The organism is Coriobacteriia bacterium, assembly GCA_018368455.1.
Classification (GTDB): domain Bacteria; phylum Actinomycetota; class Coriobacteriia; order Coriobacteriales; family UMGS124; genus JAGZEG01.
In genome coordinates this window covers 100,100-118,730 of record JAGZEG010000004.1, presented here as the reverse complement: position 1 = coordinate 118,730, position 18,631 = coordinate 100,100, and the positions used below count along the sequence as shown (strand labels likewise).

14 protein-coding genes are annotated in these 18,631 nt (G+C 67.8%); 9 read left to right on the top strand and 5 right to left on the bottom strand.

What is annotated here, in order from left to right:
* Window positions 1–3: 3 nt before the first annotated feature.
* The 6 genes from KHZ24_03665 to KHZ24_03640 all read left to right on the top strand — a co-directional run bounded on the left by KHZ24_03665 (window position 4) and on the right by KHZ24_03640 (window position 9,191).
* Window positions 4–2,019 (top strand): acetyl-CoA carboxylase carboxyltransferase subunit alpha, encoded by a 2,016-nt coding sequence (locus KHZ24_03665; protein ID MBS5450295.1) that lies wholly within the window; start codon window positions 4–6, stop codon window positions 2,017–2,019.
* Window positions 2,016–2,903 carry a DegV family protein gene (locus tag KHZ24_03660; GenBank protein MBS5450294.1) on the top strand — a complete coding sequence of 296 codons (888 nt, stop codon included), beginning with the start codon at window positions 2,016–2,018 and terminating at the stop codon, window positions 2,901–2,903. The genes KHZ24_03665 and KHZ24_03660 overlap by 4 nt, the downstream gene beginning before the upstream one ends.
* 154 nt (window positions 2,904–3,057) lie before the next feature.
* Window positions 3,058–3,879, top strand: coding sequence for a pyrroline-5-carboxylate reductase (gene proC / locus KHZ24_03655; protein ID MBS5450293.1), 822 nt, complete (start codon window positions 3,058–3,060; stop codon window positions 3,877–3,879).
* 305 nt (window positions 3,880–4,184) lie between these two features.
* Window positions 4,185–5,618 (top strand): MFS transporter, encoded by a 1,434-nt coding sequence (locus tag KHZ24_03650; GenBank protein ID MBS5450292.1) that lies wholly within the window; start codon window positions 4,185–4,187, stop codon window positions 5,616–5,618.
* A 147-nt stretch (window positions 5,619–5,765) separates the two neighbouring features.
* Window positions 5,766–7,226 carry a helix-turn-helix transcriptional regulator gene (locus tag KHZ24_03645; GenBank protein ID MBS5450291.1) on the top strand — a complete coding sequence of 487 codons (1,461 nt, stop codon included), beginning with the start codon at window positions 5,766–5,768 and terminating at the stop codon, window positions 7,224–7,226.
* A gap of 240 nt (window positions 7,227–7,466) precedes the next feature.
* The gene (locus KHZ24_03640; GenBank protein MBS5450290.1) at window positions 7,467–9,191 is read left to right on the top strand and encodes an FAD-dependent oxidoreductase; all 1,725 of its coding nucleotides are present in this window, start codon (window positions 7,467–7,469) and stop codon (window positions 9,189–9,191) included.
* A 319-nt stretch (window positions 9,192–9,510) separates the two neighbouring features.
* Here the strand turns inward: KHZ24_03640 and KHZ24_03635 are convergent, their stop codons facing one another.
* The 3 genes from KHZ24_03635 to KHZ24_03625 form a co-directional block, all read right to left on the bottom strand.
* Window positions 9,511–11,370: an FAD-binding protein gene (locus tag KHZ24_03635; protein ID MBS5450289.1), complete on the bottom strand. Its 1,860-nt coding sequence runs from the start codon at window positions 11,368–11,370 to the stop codon at window positions 9,511–9,513.
* Window positions 11,371–11,902: 532 nt separating this feature from the next.
* Complete coding sequence (locus tag KHZ24_03630; GenBank protein ID MBS5450288.1) at window positions 11,903–12,991, bottom strand: isocitrate/isopropylmalate dehydrogenase family protein; 1,089 nt, start codon at window positions 12,989–12,991, stop codon at window positions 11,903–11,905.
* A 153-nt stretch (window positions 12,992–13,144) separates the two neighbouring features.
* Window positions 13,145–13,696 carry a hypothetical protein gene (locus KHZ24_03625; protein ID MBS5450287.1) on the bottom strand — a complete coding sequence of 184 codons (552 nt, stop codon included), beginning with the start codon at window positions 13,694–13,696 and terminating at the stop codon, window positions 13,145–13,147.
* Window positions 13,697–14,059: 363 nt separating this feature from the next.
* On the opposite strand from KHZ24_03625, the gene KHZ24_03620 reads away from it, so the two are divergent.
* From KHZ24_03620 to KHZ24_03610, 3 genes are read left to right on the top strand one after another with little or no spacing between them, the layout of a single operon-like run.
* The gene (locus KHZ24_03620) at window positions 14,060–14,692 is read left to right on the top strand and encodes a UBA/TS-N domain protein (GenBank protein MBS5450286.1); all 633 of its coding nucleotides are present in this window, start codon (window positions 14,060–14,062) and stop codon (window positions 14,690–14,692) included.
* A gap of 17 nt (window positions 14,693–14,709) precedes the next feature.
* Complete coding sequence (locus KHZ24_03615; GenBank protein MBS5450285.1) at window positions 14,710–15,483, top strand: response regulator transcription factor; 774 nt, start codon at window positions 14,710–14,712, stop codon at window positions 15,481–15,483.
* Window positions 15,464–16,864 carry a sensor histidine kinase gene (locus tag KHZ24_03610; GenBank protein ID MBS5450284.1) on the top strand — a complete coding sequence of 467 codons (1,401 nt, stop codon included), beginning with the start codon at window positions 15,464–15,466 and terminating at the stop codon, window positions 16,862–16,864. Before KHZ24_03615 ends, KHZ24_03610 begins: the two co-directional genes overlap by 20 nt.
* A 152-nt stretch (window positions 16,865–17,016) precedes the next feature.
* Here the strand turns inward: KHZ24_03610 and KHZ24_03605 are convergent, their stop codons facing one another.
* Together KHZ24_03605 and KHZ24_03600 are read right to left on the bottom strand one after the other, a co-directional pair.
* A complete protein-coding gene (locus KHZ24_03605) occupies window positions 17,017–17,949 on the bottom strand; it encodes a hypothetical protein (protein MBS5450283.1) in 933 nt (310 codons plus the stop codon).
* A 3-nt stretch (window positions 17,950–17,952) separates the two neighbouring features.
* Window positions 17,953–18,627, bottom strand: coding sequence for a 4Fe-4S dicluster domain-containing protein (locus tag KHZ24_03600; GenBank protein MBS5450282.1), 675 nt, complete (start codon window positions 18,625–18,627; stop codon window positions 17,953–17,955).
* Between the last annotated feature and the right edge of the window lie 4 nt (window positions 18,628–18,631).

Genomic DNA, 18,631 nt, shown 5'->3' with positions numbered 1-18,631 from the left:
GACATGTTTGCCAAGCTCATCTCGAAGAAGAGCCGCAACACGCTCGAGAGCCCTTTGACCGAGGTTCCCGTCGAGGTGGCGGAGCGCCGGCTCTACGTGAAGTGCCCCAGCTGCCACCGCATCGTGGACGTCGAGGACATGGCGACCAACCTGGACGTCTGCCCCCGGTGCGGCCACCACATGCGCCTGACGGCCCGCCGGCGCATCGAGATCACGACCGACGCCGACAGCTTCGTCGAATGGGACGCCGACCTGCGCTCCCGCGACTTCCTGAACTTCCCGGGATATGCCTCGAAGCTCGAGAAGTACCGCGAGAAGAGCGGCGAGAACGACGCCGTCGTCTGCGGCCGGGCGACGATCGACGGCCTGCCGTGCGCCCTGTTCGTCATGAGCGGCGACTTCATGATGGGCTCCATGGGATCGGTCGTTGGCGAGAAGATCGCGCGGTGCTTTGAGAAGGCCGGCGAGGCGGGGCTGCCTGTCGTCGGCTTCACCGTGTCGGGCGGCGCACGCATGCAGGAGGGCACGACGTCGCTCATGCAGATGGCGAAGGTGTCCGCAGCCCAGAGGCGTTTCTCCGATGCCGGCGGCCTGTACGTGTGCGTGCTGACCGACCCGACGTCGGGCGGCGTCACGGCAAGCTTCGCCATGCTCGGCGACGTCACGCTTGCCGAGCCGGGCGCCCTCGTGGCCTTTGCGGGGCCGCGCGTCATCGAGCAGACGATCCACCGCAAGCTGCCCGCCGGCTTCCAGAGCGCAGAGTTCCAGCTCGAGCACGGCTTCGTCGACCAGATCGTCGCGCGCCCGCAGCTCAAGGGCTACCTGGGCCGTGTGCTGGCGCTGCACGGGGTCGGAGCGGACGGCGCGCACGTGCAGCCCGCAGCACCCGGCGTCGACACGGCGCTCGGCATCGCAGGCCGCTCGGCAGACGCTGAGACCTCGGCCGAGCACGCAGGCGGTGCCCATGGCGAGCGCCCGAGCGCGTCCGAGGTCGCGCAGGCCGTCGCAAGCACGGTCGCCGAGGCGGCCCAGGGCGTCGCGGCGCGCGTGGCCGACGGCGCGCAGGCCGTACTGCAGGAAGCCCATCGCGTGAACGCCGCACGCACGGGAGCGCCCGCTGAAGAGGGCGGCGCCCCGGAGCCGGCAAGCGCCGGCGCTACCTCGGAGCCTGGCGAAGCCACCCAGGGCGCCGGTGCCACGACAACCCCGGCGCCCGAGGCCGCGCCCGCCAGCGCCCCGACGGCTTACGACCGTGTGCGCAACGCGCGCAGCACGCATCGTCCGACGGCGCTCACGCTCATCTCGCAGGTGTTCGACGAGTTCGTCGAGTTCCACGGCGACCGGCGCTTCGCCGACGACGGCGCCGTCGTGGGCGGCATCGCGCGGCTCGGCGGGCAAGCCGTCACCGTCATCGGCACGGAGCGCGGCACGTCGACGAAAGACCGCGTCGCGCGCAACTTCGGCTCCGCCCATCCCGAGGGCTACCGCAAGGCACTGCGCCTCATGCAGCAGGCCGAGAAGTTCGGCCGGCCCGTCATCTGCCTCATCGACACGTCGGGGGCCTACTGCGGTATCGAGGCGGAGGAGCGCGGCCAGGGCCTCGCCATCGCCGAGAACCTCGCTGCCATGGCAGGCCTCACGGTGCCGCTCATCAGCGTCGTCATCGGCGAGGGCGGCAGCGGAGGCGCCCTTGGCCTTGGCATGGGCAACGAGGTGTGGATGCTCGAAAACGCCGTCTACTCCGTCATCAGCCCCGAGGGCTGTGCGTCCATCCTGTACAAGGACGCCGCCAAGGCCGCCCAGGCTGCCGAGCAGCTCGGGCTCACGGCCGACGACCTGCTGCGTCTCGGCATCATCGACCGTATCGTCTCCGAGCATGACGGCAACGTGTCCGCGCTGGCCGACGAGCTGCGCGCAGGCTTTGAGCAGACGCTCGCGACGCTGGGCATGCTGTCCGGCGATGAGCTCGTGGCGCAGCGCTACGAGCGCTTCCGCAAGATTGGGGTGATGGAGCAGTGAGCGCACAGGCATCGCGTCCCTCCCTGGGCATCGTCGTCGACTCGACAGCCATGCTCGCCCGCTCCGAGGCGACCTCCCTCGACGTCTCGCTCGTAAGCAACCGCTACGTCGTCGACGGGCAGGAATATGTCGAGTCGTTCATGGACGCCAACGGCGACTACGACGCCGCCCTGCGCGCCGGCAGCGCCAGCGAGTCACACGCTGCGAGCGCCGACGCCTTCCGCGCCGCGTTCGAGCCGCTCGTGAGCGCCGGACGCAATGTGCTGTGCGTGACGCTCTCGTCGCGCCTGGGCAGCACGTACCGCAACGCCTGTCGCGCGGCCGACCAGGTGCAGGGCGCGCTAGCCGACGCCGGGACGGGCTCGACAGCGCACATCGCCGTGCTCGACTCGCTTGGCGGCTTTGCCGGCATCGAGTACCTCGTGCGCCGCGCCCGCGAGCTCGAGGCGAGCGGGGCCGGCTTCGAGACCGTCGTCGACGATCTCGTGCACGCCCGCGAGCGCCAGGGCGTGTGTTTCTCCGTGCTGACGACGGAGCCGTTGCGCTCGGCGGGGCGCCTCTCCATGCTTCCGCAGTCCGTGACGACGCTGCTCAACCGCCTGCCCGTGTTCACGATCCGCGACGGCGCCATAGCCTGTGCTGCCGTTGCCCGCGGCACCGACGTCGCCGCCCGCGAGATGGTCGCGCAGGTGCCCGTCGACGCGCGCGACCTGACGCTTGCGCACTACGGAGCGCGTGGGCCCCTCGTCGTCGAGCTGCTCAAGGCGGCGAAGGCGGCGTTCCCGCAAGCAAAGATTCGCGTGAAGGACGGCGGCCCCGTGCTGTCGTGCAACCTCGGCCTCGGCGCGGCCTCCATCTCCTGGGCGCCGACTGACGCCGCCTAGGGCCGCCCACCCGCACGCTCACATCGCCAGAATCACGAAACGAAAGCGGCGCCGTCGGCCTTATGCCTTCGGCGCCGCTTTATTACAACGGCAACAACGAGCGGGTATTATCCCGATAACTCGCTGGGCATCCGCACAGAACAGGAGATCGGACATGGACGACCAGAACGTCGCACATGAGACGCCGCAGGTCAGGCTCGGCTTCATCGGCTTCGGCAACATGGCGCAGGCCCTGGCGAAGGGACTCGTCAACGCCGGCGCCATCGATCCCGCACACGCCTGTGCCTGCGCTCGCGACTGGGACAAGCTCTGTCGCACGACTGGCGCGCTCGGGATCACGCCCCTGCACAGCGCCGCCGACGTCGTGGATGTTGCCGACGTCGTGGTCGTTGCCGTGAAGCCTTACCAGGTGGCCGACGTGCTTGCCCCCGTACGCGAGGCGCTGGCCACCCCTGGCAAGGTCGTGCTCTCCGTAGCCGCCGGCATGCCGTTCGAGACATACGAGCAGATCCTCGCGCCCGGCACGCATCACGTGAGTTGCGTGCCCAACACGCCGGTCTCCGTGGGGCAGGGCGTGTTCGTCGTCGAGGACGTCGACTCGCTGGACGCAAGCGAGCGCACTCTGCTCGACAGGCTGCTCGGCAGCGTTGGCATCGTCGTACGCGTCGACACAGCGCACATGGGCGTCGCCGGCACGATCGCGGGCTGCGGCCCCGCCTGGATCTGCATGGCCATCGAGGCCCTGGGAGATGCCGGCGTCAAGCACGGCCTCACGCGCGCCCAGGCCTACCAGCTTGCAGGCCAGATGGTCGCCGGCACGGGCGCCATGCTCGTGGCGAGCGGCGAGCACCCCGGTGCGCTCAAGGACGCCGTATGCTCCCCCGGCGGCACGACGATCAAGGGCGTCGCCGCCCTGGAGCGCGCCGGCCTGCGCTCCGCTATGATCGACGCCGTAGACGCCGTGGAGGGCTGGTAGAAAACACGCCCGTGCTCCATCCGTGGAGAAGGTATGCCCTCGCCGTGCAATGTCTTACACGAATGCGGATGATCTTGCTACCATACGCCTAGGCAATACAGAGAGGGCGCCCCGTGACGAGGTACAGTCAACAGGGCGCCTTCTTTTTTGCCGTCGTTCGGAACAGGGCGCACCCCTGCTCGCGTCCCGCAGTCACGCTGCGCCACCCCTGCGCGGCGCCGGGCTGGCCTCGCCCTCCATCCGAGGCCCCGGACTGGTCGCCCGTCAGCCGACCCCGAAGCGATCCAAGCAAGGAGCACCACCAGATGGATACCGCATCCTCCCTTCGGCCTGGCCAGGCCCTGCCCATGCTCGTCGTGCTGTTTGCCGCGGCGTTCGTGGCGACGTACAACGAGAACATCATGAACATGGCACTCGTCAGCCTCATGGCCGAGCTGTCCGTCGACGCCGTCACGTCTCAGTGGCTCGTCAGCGGCTACATGGTCGTCTCGACGCTCATGGTCGTCACGACGAGCTTCCTGTTCCAGCGCTTCCACCTGCGCCCGCTGTTCTTCGTCGCGACGGCCGTCCTCGCCGCAGCCTCCGTCGTGGGGGCACTGGCACCGAGCTTCCCGCTGCTGCTGGCGTTTCGCCTGCTGCAGGCCGTCGGCGCCGGCATGCTCATCCCGCTCATGATGAACTCCATCCTACTCGTCGCGCCGCGCCAGAAGCTCGGCACGTACATGGCCATCGGCAGCTGCATGATCACGTTCGGGCCGGCGCTGGCTCCCGTGCTCTCCGGCCTGCTCGTCACGCTGTGCGGCTGGCGCTTCGTGTTCGTGCCGGTGGTCATCATCTCGCTCGTCGTCCTGGCCGCCGGCATACCGCTCGTGCGCAACGCCAACCCGACGCAGGCCATCTCCATCGACCCGCTCTCAGTGGCGCTGGCCGCCGTCGGCCTGTTCGCCTTCGTGTACGGCGTGTCCATCCTGTCGACTCAGCTCGTGGTCGCGCTCGTCGCCATCGCCGTGGGCCTGGCCGGCATCGCTGCGTTCGTGGCGCGGCAGTTCGCGATGAAGCGCTCCGGGCGCGAGCCACTGCTCGACATGACGCCGATGCGCTCGGGCCGCTTCTTCCCGGCCTGCCTGCTCGTCATGATCGCGATGATGTGCATGTTCTCCATGAGCGTGCTGCTGCCGCTTTACTTCGAGAGCGCACTCGGGCTGACGTCGCTCGTCTCAGGCTGCCTGCTGCTCGTGCCCGTGCTGCTCAATGCCGGCGTGGCCCTCGTGGCCGGGCGCATCGAGGACGCGAGTGGCGAGTGGCCGCTGCTGCCGATCGGCTTTGCGCTGGCGCTGGCAGGCATGGTGCTCAACGCGCTGTTCGGCGCGACGTTGGCGCTACCGGCCGTGTTCGTGGCCAGCATCCTGGTGTTCTGCGGAGCGGGCGCCGTCATGTCGCCGTCGCAGACCGCCGGTCTCAAGACGCTGCCGCGCGAGCTCAACCCCAGTGGCGTGTCGCTGCTCAACATCTTCGTGCAGGTCGCGGCCTGCGTGGCGCCGTCGCTGTTCATCGGCCTGATGTCCGGGACGCAGGCCGGCCTCATCGCAGACGGGACGAGCGCCGCCGCAGCTGCGGGCGCCGGCTTTGCGCAGGCTGCGACTGTGGCGGCCGTCGTCGCCGGCGTCGGCGTGCTCATCGCGCTGGCCTACGCGTGGTTCATGCGGGGGCTGCGCCACAAGAGCGGCGCGCGGCGTTAGGAGGCCCCTGGCAGCACAAGGCAACCGGAAACCGGGGCGTCCGCAGCCGGCCCAAACGACAATCGCAGGCCGGAAGTAAGGGGCTTACAATAGGACGAGAGACATACCTCGTCACCTGTTGTCGGTTGATCTCTTCCAAGGAGCCTCATGTCGCAATCTCAGTCTTCCCTTCTCGCTGCGGCACGCTCGTATCTGCCTCGCCCGCTCGTGCCCTACGTGGGCTATGCCCTGCTCGTCGCCTGGCAGTCGATCCTGTTCTCGAGTCCCATCGTCAACCGCGGCGTCTCGATGATCCGCACTCACCTGTTCGCCATGGCAGCCGTCGCGCTGACGGCGCTGGTCGTCGCCCTGCTGGCCAAGCGCCTTGCGCCAGCCACCCGTCATCGCAGCTTCGCGTTCGGATCAGCCGTGCTCGGGGCGATCGGCACGCTCGTCATCTGGCTCACCGAGCCGCTCGGCCTCGGCGCCGGAGGCTCGGTGACCGGCTACGTCCTCTCGTCGGTCGGCCTCGCATGGCTGCTCCTCTGCTGGCAGGAGTGCCTCGCCTCCCGTGGCGTCCGCAGCGCCGTGCTCACGCTCGCCCTGGCATCCGTGGCCGGCCTGGCCGCGTTTGCGGCGCTCATGCTCGTCCCGAACGCCGTCGCGGCCGGCATCGGCGTGGCGCTGCCCCTCGGCTCCGCAGCGCTGCTCATCCTCCTGGGCGTGCCGGCGCACCTCTCGCAAGACGCTCCCGACGCATCTACGGCGAGCCAAGAGCCTCCCGCTAACACGCGCGGGCTCCCCGGCTGGCTCGGGGGCATCCCGCTCAACCTCATGGCCATCGTCCTGCTCGCCTCGCTCGTCGGGGGCGCCATGCGCACGACGGGCACGCTGCGCCTACTCGACTTCACCGTCGCCGCCGAGTGGGTCGGCTTCTGCCTGAGCAGCGCCTTGGCAACGGTCATTGCCTGCGCCGTTGCCTTCGTCTCGCACCGCCGCAGCATCCTGACCGCGTTCTTCTTCGCGCTTCCGCTCATGTTCGTCGGGTGCATCGCGCTCGTCAGCCCTGTGGCGGCGCCAGCCATGGCCGGGCAGGGCGTCGTCGCCATCGGCTCCAGCGTCATCCGCATCCTCGTCTGGTCGCTGGTCGCCGGCGAAGCACTGACGCGCCATAGGCCCGTGCTGGGCATATTCGCCATCAGCCTCGCTGCGGAATACCTGGGCTACCTGCTGGGCCAGGGCATGGGGTCGAGCGGCGCCGTCGACACGCAGGCGTGCGTGTACGTTGCGCTGTTCGCCATCCTCGTCATAGCGCTCGTGCTCGTGGGCATGCAGGGCAAGCTGCTCGTGTCGCGAGACGCCCTCGAAGGCCCGCGCGCCAACGTGTTCGAGACACGCGTCGAGGCGCTCGCCCAGCGCGCGAAGCTCTCGGCCCGCGAGACGCAAGTGCTCGCGATCTGGGCGTCGGGACACAGCGGCGCCTACGTCGAAGAGACGCTCGGCATCTCCAAGAACACCGTCAAGACGCACCTCTCCCACATCTACGCCAAGACGAAGACGACGAATCGCGAAGAGCTCGTGTCATTGCTCGAAACGATGGACGAGGGCGGCTCGCCCGCAGCCCAGTAAGGCGTCCCCGACGCAGGCCTCCCCTGGCAAAAGCCATATCGCAGCACAGGGGTGATGTTCGTCAAAATACCAGGTCAGAGCATCACCATCGCGCTGCGATTCCCCAACAGCGTCCCGATGCGCATCATGGTGCCCGGCAAGCGAGGCGCCGCCCTCCCCCGCAGGGCGGCGGCGCCACAACACCCCGGTCGACGCCTCTTAAACAGAAGGCGTCGCAACCCTTACGGAAGGGAACCACCCATGAGCGCAGCATCTTCCATCACCCGTCGCGACCTGCTCGCCGGCAGCGGCGCGCTCGCCCTTGGCGTCGCTGGCGCCAGCGCCCTAGCTGGCGTCGCCCGTGCCGACGAGGCCGGCGCGAGCCAGGCCTCTGACGCCAGCGCGGCGTCGTGGCGCACGGCCCCCGAGCCCGTAGCCGACGCAGACATCGCCCAGGCATACGACGTCGACGTCGCCATCGTCGGTCTGGGCCACGCGGGCCTGGCCGCCTACCGCGAGCTCGCCGAGCAGGGCGTGAACGTGCTCGTCGCCGAGAAGCAGGAGAAGGACAGCTGGTTCACGCTGGGCCACGACATCGGCCACATCAACTCCAAGGCGCTCGCCAAGTACGACGTGCCCGAGGTCGACCCCGTCGAGTTCGTCAACAACTGGGAGCTCCAGGCGCACAACAAGGCCAACCCGGCGCTCGTCATGAAGTTCGCCAAGCACTCCGGCGAGGCGGTCGACTGGTACCTCGAGGCCGTTGACGCCGACATCGTGGACAAGGCCCACGTCACGCACTGGCCGGACAACGAGCACACGATCCACCAGCTCAACAACGGTCTGCGCTACTACGCGGGCACGCTGCAGTGGTGGGAGGACAACTGGAACGGCAAGGGCATGGTCAACAACGGCGAGGGCCTCGAGATGAAGGACCTCTCCCGCTGCCAGCTCAGCTACGTTGAGCAGAACTACGCCGCCAACGCCCAGGTCCTGTTCGGCACGTCGGCCGTGCAGCTCGTGAAGGACGGCGACGCGGTGACAGGCTTCGTCGCCAAGGCTTCCGACGGCTCCTACGTCAAGGTGAACGCCTCCAAGGGCGTCATCCTGGCCGGCGGCGGCTTCGGCGGCAACGCGGAGATGTGTGCCGACCTCCTGCCCCAGATCGCCCGCACGTTCGCGCCGGGCGAGGACTTCGCCGGCATGATGGATCGCGACGGCTCGGCCATCCAGATGGGCGTGTGGGCCGGTGGCCGCCTCGAGACGGACATCTCGTCCATGAACTTCGACTCCATGACGATCCCGGACTACATCCCTGGCCCGCTGTGGGTCGACGGTGACGGCGAGCGCTTCCAGAACGAGGGCTTCGGCGGCCCCGAGCTCAACGGCTTCCAGCTCGCCCGCCTGCACCGCGGCAAGATCATCTCGGTGTACGACAGCGGCTATGCCGACCAGATCATCATCGGCTTCCCGGGCCACCAGGCGTTCGACTATGCCGACGAGGCGACGGTCGAGAATATGAAGGCCACCATCGCCGCGGCTCAGGGCACGGGCGCCGAGGGGGCAGAGGGCTGGTTCTGCGCCGACACGCTCGACGAGCTCGCCGACTTCATCGGCTACAACGCCGATCAGAAGGCCACGTTCCTCGCCACGGTCGAGCACTACAACGAGCTGTGCGCCGCAGGCGTCGACGACGACTTCGGCAAGGACCCGCGCTTCCTGTTCGCCGTGGAGAACGGCCCGTTCTATACGCACGTCACCGAGCCGGCGCTCGGCTTCGCGCTCGTGACGACCGGCGGCTTCGTCACGACGAACGACCAGCAGGTGCTCGACGAGAACTACCAGCCCATCGAGGGCCTCTACGCCACGGGCAACAACTGCGGCATGCGCTTCGGGCCGGCATACATCACGCCCATCCCCGGCGTGAGCATCGGCATGTGCATCACGCTCGGCCGCGAGCTCGGCACCTACCTCGCCGGCAAGTAAGGCCGGGCGTCTAGAACCGCGCACGGCAGGCGGCCCCATCCCAAAGCGCGGCGGGATGGGGCCGTCCTCGTTTTACCGGAGCAAGCACATCGGGCGGCGCGGCAACTTGGCGACGCCGCTCCCCGCCCTGCCGCCCTGCACGCCACACATCCCGGCATCCCCGTCCCAGCCCGAAGGGCATTCCGCCCGCAACGGGCGGCGCACGAAAAGCCCTCCCGCCCCGGTGCTTCCGCTGGGACGGGAGGGCCTATGGGTAGCGGCGCATCAGGTCAGGCGAATCGGGGGATAGCCCGACCGGACGCGCCGCACACCGTCGTGCTTAGAGGACTTCCTGGCCGGTGATGAGCTTGCCGGCGACGCGGCCGTGCGTCATGGCCATGCCGATGGAGTTGCCGGCGAACGGCGTGGCGTACGAGTTGCCGTAGCGCTCGCCCAGGCAGTTACCTGCAGCCCACAGGCCGGGGATAACGTTGCCACTGACGTCGAGCACCTGCAGGTTGTTGTTCGTCTCGAGACCGGCCAGCGTCACGAGGCCCGCGCTCGTCGTCTTGGAGTTATCAGCCGGAGCCGTGTAGAACGGCGGTTCGTCGATCGGCACCATGTACTTGGCGTCCTTGCCGTACTGCGAGTCCTTGCCCGACGCACACAGCTCGTTGTAGGCCGCGACCTGCGCCAGAGCCGTCTCGAGCGCCTCACCCTCGTAGCCGGCGAGCTTCAGCGCGCCCTCAAGCGTCTCGGAAGCGTAAACCGTCGAGGGGTCGCGCTCAGCGATGATGCACTTGCGCACCGGACCGCCCTCGGGGTTCTCGAGCTCGATGGCCTCCATGTCGGCGACGAGCTCCTCGTAGTAGACCGGGCGGCCGTAGTTCGGCGCGCCGTGGTCGAGGCCAGCGTTCTTGAGCGTCTCGTAGTACTTGGCGTCCGTCACGGTCGCGACGACACCGGCAGGCTGGAGCAGCGTAGCCTCGGTGACGCCCACCGCGTTGGCCTCGTTGCAGAAGCGCTCACCGTTGGCATTGAGGAACAGGTACGGGCACGTGCCCCAAGGGCCGCCACCGCCACCGCCGGTGTTCATCGAAGCACGGGGCGTGGGCTCCATGACAGCGCCGATCCAGCAGGCCATCTTCTGGCCGTCGCCCGTGCAGTCGGCGAACGGCGAGAACAGGTCGTCCTGCGTGAGGCCCTGGCGCGCATTGAACTCGGCGATGTCAGCGTTGAGGTTCCACACCATCTTGTAGTCGCCGCTATAGTCGCCCAGGCACAGGATGACGCCCGTCTTGGCCTTGTACTCAACGTACGTCTCGTCGTCGTTCTTCTGCGAGATGGCGCCCGTGACCGCACCGGACTCGTCCGTCGTCAGCTTGAGGGCACGCTCGCCGTAGTGCCACTCGGCGCCGAGCTCCTGGCCCTTGAGAATGGCGAACTGCATGACCTCGTCCAGGCGCGACATGGCGGCGCAGCCGGGGATGGAGTTGTCGTGGCTGATCTCGCCCATGAACTGGGCGACGGCGGCGTAGGAGCCGTTGCCGCCGCACATCATCGGATACTCGACGGGGCCGTCGGCCGTGGAGCCGGAGACCTGGCAGATGACCTGGCTCGGATCGAACGGAGAGGCCTCGGGGTTACGCTCGGTCGTCGGCATGATCTTGATGCGATCATCAGGCCAGCTCACGAGGCTCTGCAGATGGTCGAACATCTCGCCGGAGTTCGCAACGAACTTGCGGATGATCTCGGGGTTGCAGCGGCCGCCGGCACGACGCACGAACTCGTTGGTGACCTCGCCCACGTCGTAGGGGCCGTAGCCCTGGTCGATGAGCCACTGCGAGTTGATGTGGCCGATGTCCTCGCCCTTGACCTTGCGCATGTCCTCGGCCCACTTCTCGACCACGATGACCTTGGCGCCGCCCTCCGCGGCAGCAAGGGCAGCGTGAATGCCGGCGTGGCCGCCACCGAGAACGAGCACGTCGCACTCGTAGGTCTCGGAGGGCTCGCCCGTCTCGGGAGGCAGGCCGAGCCAGTCCTCGGCGCACTGGTAGTAGGACGTGACCGCAGCCTTGTGGGCCTCCTCGGCCTCTGCGCGTGTGGCGCCGACCAGACCGGAAGCGGCAACGGCGCCGGCGATGCCGACGGCGGCGGAGCCGGCGACGAAGCTACGGCGGTCCATACTGAGCTGTGCCATGTGGTTCCCCTTTCTTCATGGTACGGCGATACGATGACGCGAGCACCCCGAGCAGGACGCCCGGGGCCCGCGGCTGGTTTTCAGCTTACGCAACGAGGCGTGCCAAAAGGGGTGATTTGGTATTTGCGCAGGTCAGAGGCCATACATGGCGCGTCAAGACTCGCCGGCATAACCAAAATGGATGATCCCGGCGGGTGAGGGTTAACGCTGTCGCACAAGGGCAGAAACTGACGGGGACGCCCTGATCTGGCCAAAAACACCGAGCTTTGTGAGTCCTCCCTCCTATGCGAGGCGCCCCGGGAACGTACGGGCCCTGACTGCCGCAGCACAGGTCGCCGAAAGTGCGGGTTCGCGGCCCGCAGGGAGCGCGTTCGGCACAGGCGGGCTCGCAAAGCGGCATGGTTTTGGCCACGCCAGGCCTTCCCTCCCCTGCCAGGTCAGGACATGTCCCACAAAAACAAATAAAGCCCCGCATCCATCCGATATTCTGGATGGATGCGGGGCTCCGGCAGAACGGCGCCGCTTTAAGGCGTTACAGCTTCGCGATGATGGCGTCAGCGTAGGCGCTCGTGGAGACACAGCCCTCCGTCGAGCCGGTGATCGTACGCTTGATGTCGTACGTGACGTCCTTGCCCTCGCCCAGAACCGCGCGCACGGCAGCAAGGATGCGATCAGCCGCCTCCTTCTCGCCGAGATGCTGCAGCATCATGACGGCAGACAGGATCTCGGCCGTGGGGTTGGCCTCGTTCTTGCCGGCATGGCTCGGGGCGCTGCCGTGAACAGGCTCGAACAGCGCGACGTCCTTGCCGATGTTGGCACCCGGCGCGATGCCCAGGCCGCCAACAAGGCCGGCGCACAGGTCACTCACGATGTCGCCATACAGGTTGGGCAGCACGAGCACGTCGAAGTTCTCGGGGTGCATGACGAGGCCCATGCACGTGGCGTCGACGATGCGGTCCTCGAACTCGATGCGGCCCTCGTACTCCTTGGCAACCTCGCGGGCCACGCGCAGGTACAGGCCGTCCGTGTACTTCATGATGTTGGCCTTGTGCACGGCCGTGACCTTGTGGCGACCGTTGGCCAGCGCGTACTCGAAAGCGTAGCGCACGATGCGCTCGGAGCCGGACACGGAAATCGGTTTTATCGTGATGCCGGAGTCGGGCTTGATCTGGCCCGCGCCCGAGGCGTTCACGTAGTCGATAAGCCCCTTGGCGCCTTCAGAGCCTTCCTCGAACTCGATGCCGGCGTAGAGGTCCTCGGTGTTCTCGCGCACGAGCACGAGATCGATGTCGTCGTAGCGCGCGCCGTTGCCCGGCAGCGTATAAGCAGGCCTCAGGTTGACGTAGAGGTCGAGGCGCTTGCGCAGCGCGACGTTGCAGCTGCGGAAGCCGTAGCCGACCGGCGTCGTGATGGGGCCCTTGATGGCGACCTTGTTCCTCTGGATGGACTCGAACACGGACTCGGGCAGCGGGGTGCCGTACTTGTCCATGACGTCCGCGCCGGCCTCGACCTCCTCCCAGGCGATGTCGACGCCGGTGGCGTCGACGACGCGGCGCATGGCCTGGCAGATCTCCGGGCCGATGCCGTCGCCGGGAATAAGCGTGACGGTGTGCTGTGCCATGTCGTTCTCCTCGATCTCATAGCGGGTCTTTGGGAACGGGCAGCGCCGGCCACAAGAATGGGCCCGCGCGTCCTGACGTGCAACGTGCGGGCCCATTCTAGCGCGCGGATGTCGCAGCATCCCGACAGCGCGTCACATTATGTTGTCGACCTGTTACTTTCTGCAGATCTCAATAATCTGGCGGGCGCGGTTGGACAGGGCGCCCTTCGACGACTGGGCGTCGAACTTCATGCGCTCGGCCAGGGCAGCGCGAACGGACGCGTCCGTCGTGGGCTCCTGAGCGAACGCGGCAATCGCGTCGAGCATGCCCGGGAACTCCTGGTCGCCGTGGTAGCACTGCAGTGCCTCGTCGAGCAGCGGCCACACGCGCGTCGACCAGCCGGGCTGGATGCCCATCGTCGTGAAATAACGAAACGCCGTCACGCGCAGCAGGCCGGACTCTTCGTCGAACAGAGACGTCTCAGCCCCGTCGTACGCCTTGGCCGCCGTCTCGGGGTCGACGCTCGCCAGCGACGTCAGTGCGTCGAGCACCTCCCAGCGCGTCTGAGCCTCCGGGCGCTCGATGGCGTCAATGAGATCGTCGACGAATGGGGCGATAGCCTCGGGCCTGATGCGCGCGAGCTCGGCGATGACGTGCGCCGACATCTGGCGAGCCTTACGATCACGCCCCGACAGGTTCTCAACGAGCGTGGGGAGATTCTTAATCGCCTGATCAACCTGAGCGTTGAGCGCTTCTTCGCTATTCGCCACGGAACGGCTCCTCTCTGGGCGGGGACAAAAGCGCGCCCGACACCGCATGCGCTGCGATGCCAGGGCGCGCCGATTCCGCCGTGTTCAGAAAATCTGACTACGCCTAGTGTAACCAGCTGGGGCCCTTTGCAACGGAACGGCAGCGAGGAACCGTCAAAACACCAGGGAATGTGGGCACGATATCCCTCAACGCTACCAGCAGTGGTGAAACGTTAAGCCAATATTAATCCGCGCACAGGGACGCCTTAATGTGCGCGCCGCATGATGGGATCATCCATTGGGAGCTGCACGGCTCCCCCACGAGAAGGGACGACCACCATGAGCGACCCCACGGCAACGGATGCAACCGGCCCCGCCGCAACACCCTCCGACGAAGAGAAGATGCGCAAGGCCGAGCTTGTCCGCGACAAGACAGGCGTAAGCTTCGAGGAGGCGCGCGCGGCCCTGGAGCTGAGCGGCTACGACGTGCTCGACGCCGTCGTGCTGCTCGAACGCCAGGGCAAGACGGCCGCCAAGACGGCGAGCTACGCTACGTCGGGCGCTACGTCGGCCGACGAGCAGGACGCGGCGCGCATGGCCCAGGCCCAGAGCGATTACGAGCAGTCCACGAAAGCCAACGCGTTCGTCGACGGGTTCTCCCGCTTCATGGGGTGGCTCAAGCGCGTTCTGCGTAAGAGCGTCGACACGTCACTCGTGGCCGAACGCCAGGGCAGGCAGATGTTCTCCATGCCCATCCTCATCGTGATCTTGCTGGTGGTCTTCGCGTTCTGGGTCACCATCCCACTGCTCATCATCAGCCTGTTCTTCGAGTTCCGCTACCATTTTGACGGCGTGGGAACCATTGAAGTCAACCTGAACGACCTGTCGGACAAGGCTTCCGACGGCGTGGATAACCTCAAGCGCACCGTCATGGGCGACGAGGCGTCGAACCAGAACGGCACGCAGCAATAGCAGGAAGCGGGGCGCACATGGCCGAGGGCGCAGGGCGGATCCTCATCGTCGAGGACGAGGAGAAGATCGCGCGCTTCATAGAGCTCGAGCTGACGCACGAGGGCTACGCGGTCGACAAGGCGGTCGACGGACGCGCCGGCGTGGAGCAGGCGCTTGCCGCCTCATACGACCTCATCCTGCTCGATGTCATGCTGCCCCAGCTCAGCGGCTTGGAGGTGCTCCGAAGGATCCGCCGCGTCTCCAGCGTGCCCGTCATCCTGCTCACGGCCCGCGACGCCGTCATGGACAAGGTCGCCGGCCTGGACGCCGGGGCCGACGACTACATCACGAAGCCGTTTGCCATCGAGGAGCTCCTCGCCCGCATCCGCCTGGCGCTGAGGCACAGGCCGGCGACCGAGAAGGCCGCGGGCCCGCAGGGTGAGGACGCACACGAGAGCGTGTCTGCCGGCACAAGTGCGGCGAGCACGGAACCGGGGGCAGCCTACGCGGCAGGCCGCGTGCGACTCGACGTCGACCGGCACGAGGTCGCGGTCTTGGCGACAGACGGCACCCCCGCGCGCGTCGAGCTCACGAACCGCGAGTTCGACGTCCTGCGCGCCCTCATGGCTCGCAAGAACATCGTGCTGACCCGCGAGCAGCTCGTGCGCGAGGCCTGCGGCTACGACTATGTGGGCGAGACGAACGTCATCGACGTCTACGTGCGCCACATCCGAGCCAAGATCGACGACCGCTTCGGCCTGGAGCTCGTCTCGACCGTGCGGGGAGTGGGCTATGTCGTCCGCGAGGAGTAGCAAGCCGAAAGCGCGGGCTCCCAAAGACGGCGTCAGCAAGCGCGCGTCGTCCATTGCGCGCAGCATCGCCCTGTCCTCGTGGGCGAACCGGCTCGCGACGTTCATCCTGCTCGATGTCGCACTGTGCGTCGCACTTGCCGGAACGTTCGTCCACGAGTGCCTGCAGCAAATCCCCGAGCAGTCCCGCGCCGACATCAAGCTGTTCGAGCCCGGCCAAACCGTGTTCTGGCGCGCCAACAACCCAGGACTCGAAGACGACGCCCTCGTGTTCGCCGCCCCCGTGCGCGACGCAGACGGCGCCATCGCCCGGGGCGAGGCGGGATCGGGCGCCGCCTACGAGTACGTGTTTCCCCTCTCCAAACTGTGGAACCACGCGCTGCCCATCGGCATCGTGGCGCTGTCCGTCGAGGCCGTCGTGCTGCTGAGCGGCGTCACGGAGGCCCGCCTCATCAGGCGCAGGCTCCGTCCGCTCAACGAGCTCGCGCTCACGGCGGAGGCCATCGGCAGCGCGACGGCAGAGCCCGTCGACTCCGACGCGCTCGCCCATCTCGAGCACGCCATCGAGACGGCGTCTGTCGACATGCCGCGCGTATCGACGGGCGACAAGGACCTGCAGAGCATCGAAATCGCACTGAACGGCCTGCTGCGCCGCATGCAGGAGGCAAAGCTGCAGCAGATGCGCTTCGTCTCGGACGCCTCGCACGAGCTGCGCACGCCCATCGCCGTCGTGCGGGGCTACGTTGACATGCTCGACCGCTGGGGCAAGACGGACGAGGCCGTGCTCGACGAGTCCATCGCCGCGCTCAAGGCCGAGACGGCGCACATGCAAGAGCTCGTGGAGCAGCTGCTCTTCCTGGCCCGCGGCGACTCGGGCAGGCAGGCGATGACGCCCGAGGCGTTCGATCTGGGAGCGCTCGTGGAAGAGGTCGCCGAGGAGTCCCGCATGATCGATGCACAGCATGCGTACACCGTGCGCCGAGGCAGCGAGGCCTGCGGGGACGCCCCAGCCGAGCTCATCGTGGCTGACCGAGCCATGGTCAAGCAGGCGCTGCGCATCATCGTGAGCAACGCCGCGCGCTACTCCCCTCCCGGCACGGCGATCGAGCTCGGCTCGCGCGTCGATCCGACGAGGAACATGCACGGCTGCTTTGTGGAAGACCACGGCATGGGCATGACGCAAAACGACGTCGCCCACGTGTTCGAGCGCTTCTACCGCGCGGATGCGGCCCGCAGCGAGCACAAAGACGGCACCGGGCTCGGCCTGGCGGTCGCCAAGTGGATCGTCGACGCCCACGGCGGGAAGATCGACGTGCTGACGCGCGAGGGCCTCGGCACGCGCTTCACCGTGTGGCTGCCGGACGGGCACCGACGCGACGTCTAGGTCGAGCCGGGCGGCAGCCAGGCGCTCGGCCAAACCACCGCACTATAAGCGATCTTTGCCGCCGGGGCGCAGTTCCGCAACAGCAAAGGGCACCCGGCCGCGTGACAGCGCGCGATCGGGTGCCCCCGCGAGCATAACCGAGAATGTCGGCCCTATCCCAGGGCCACCAAGCACAGCCGCAGCGCGTAGCCGCCGCCAACGCTCGCCAGCAGCGCCACAGCCGCCAGCGCGCCGAGCAGCCCGCGGCGCACGCCGGCGGCCGAAGGCTCGTCGGATCCCGTGCGTACCCGTCCGCAGACGAGCGCCACAAGGCCGCATGCCACCGGCACGACGATGCCGCACGCCACGCCGACGCCCCAGAACAGCGAAGCCTGCGCGCCGGAAAGCAGCGCGGACAAGCGCTCGCCCGCGGCAGCCTGGCCGCCCGAGTCACCAACCGTAAACGTGCTCATGGAGAATGCCGACTTCGTCGCGGCGGCTTCGGCCTGCGTATCGAGCGAGAACCACCCGAGGTATGCCGCCAGGCACGCGCCCGCAACGACGGCGCATGCCAGCAGACAGCACCTCCCGAGCGCCAGCGCGTCGGCGTCGGCGCGTACGCAGGCCAGCACCAGGTGAGCCGCGCTTCCCATAACGAGCGCGCCTCCCGCAAACAAGCCCATCGTCGCGAACAGCTCACCGCCCGGCTTTGCCGACAGCAGGTAGCCGCAGGTCGTGCCCGCCACGAGCAACGCGGACACCACAAGCGTAGCCCAGCCGCACCACGCCGGGACGCTGCCGTCCTCAGCGCGGCTCGACATGACCAGCACGACGACGCACACCACGACAAACAGAGCGACGGCATACAGCGCCAGCGTGATGCCCGACGTCAGGTTCGCAAACCCACCGAACAGCCGCTCGGGGCGGCCGAGGCGCAGGGCAAAGCACGCGAGACCGGCCAAGGCCAAGACGCCGGCGACAGCTGCCGACGCCTTGTTCAGCCGCTCAGATCGGTAGCGCAGCGCCTGGACGCCCTGGAAGCCGAAAAGGCCGGCCCCCAGGCACGTCGCAAGCGTGAACAGCGCCGTCAAGACCTGGGCACCCATGGCCTAGCTCCGCCACGGACGATCGCGACGGTCGCCGTAGTGCTGGCGCAGGATGTACTGGAACTGCGGGCCGTTGCCCTCGTCGGGCAGCTGGTGCACGTCGTCGTCCTCGAACGGCTGTACGGCGTCGCGAATCTTGACGCGCGTCGCCTGCTGCTCCTCGTACGTGCCGGCCTGAATGGGACGCCAGGGGCCCTCGAAGCTGTCGATGCCCTCGTCGAGATCGCCGAAGAAGCGGGCGCGGGCGCCGCACTGGGCGACGCACGCCGGCAGCTCGCCCTGCTCGATAAGCTGCTGGCACATCGTGCACTTCTCGACGACGTTGAGCTCCTCGTTGAGGTAGCGCACGCCATAGGGGCACGCCGAGATGCAGGCGCCGCACCCGATGCACTTCTCCTTGTCGATCTGGATCGTGCCGTCCTCCGCCTTGGCCGAGGCGCCCGTCGGGCACACGGTCGTGCAGGCCGGCGTGGCGCAGTGCTGGCACTGCATCGGCAAAAAGTACATGTCAACGTCGGGATACTGGCCCGAGCCGTTCTCCTTGACGCTCGGTCCAACGCGCATCGTGCGGATCCAGAAGTTGCCCACCGGCACGCCGTTGGCCGCCTTGCAGGCGACGGTGCAGGCCAGGCAGCCCGTGCAGCGGTTCAGGTCAGTGATGATCGCATACTGCGACATGAGG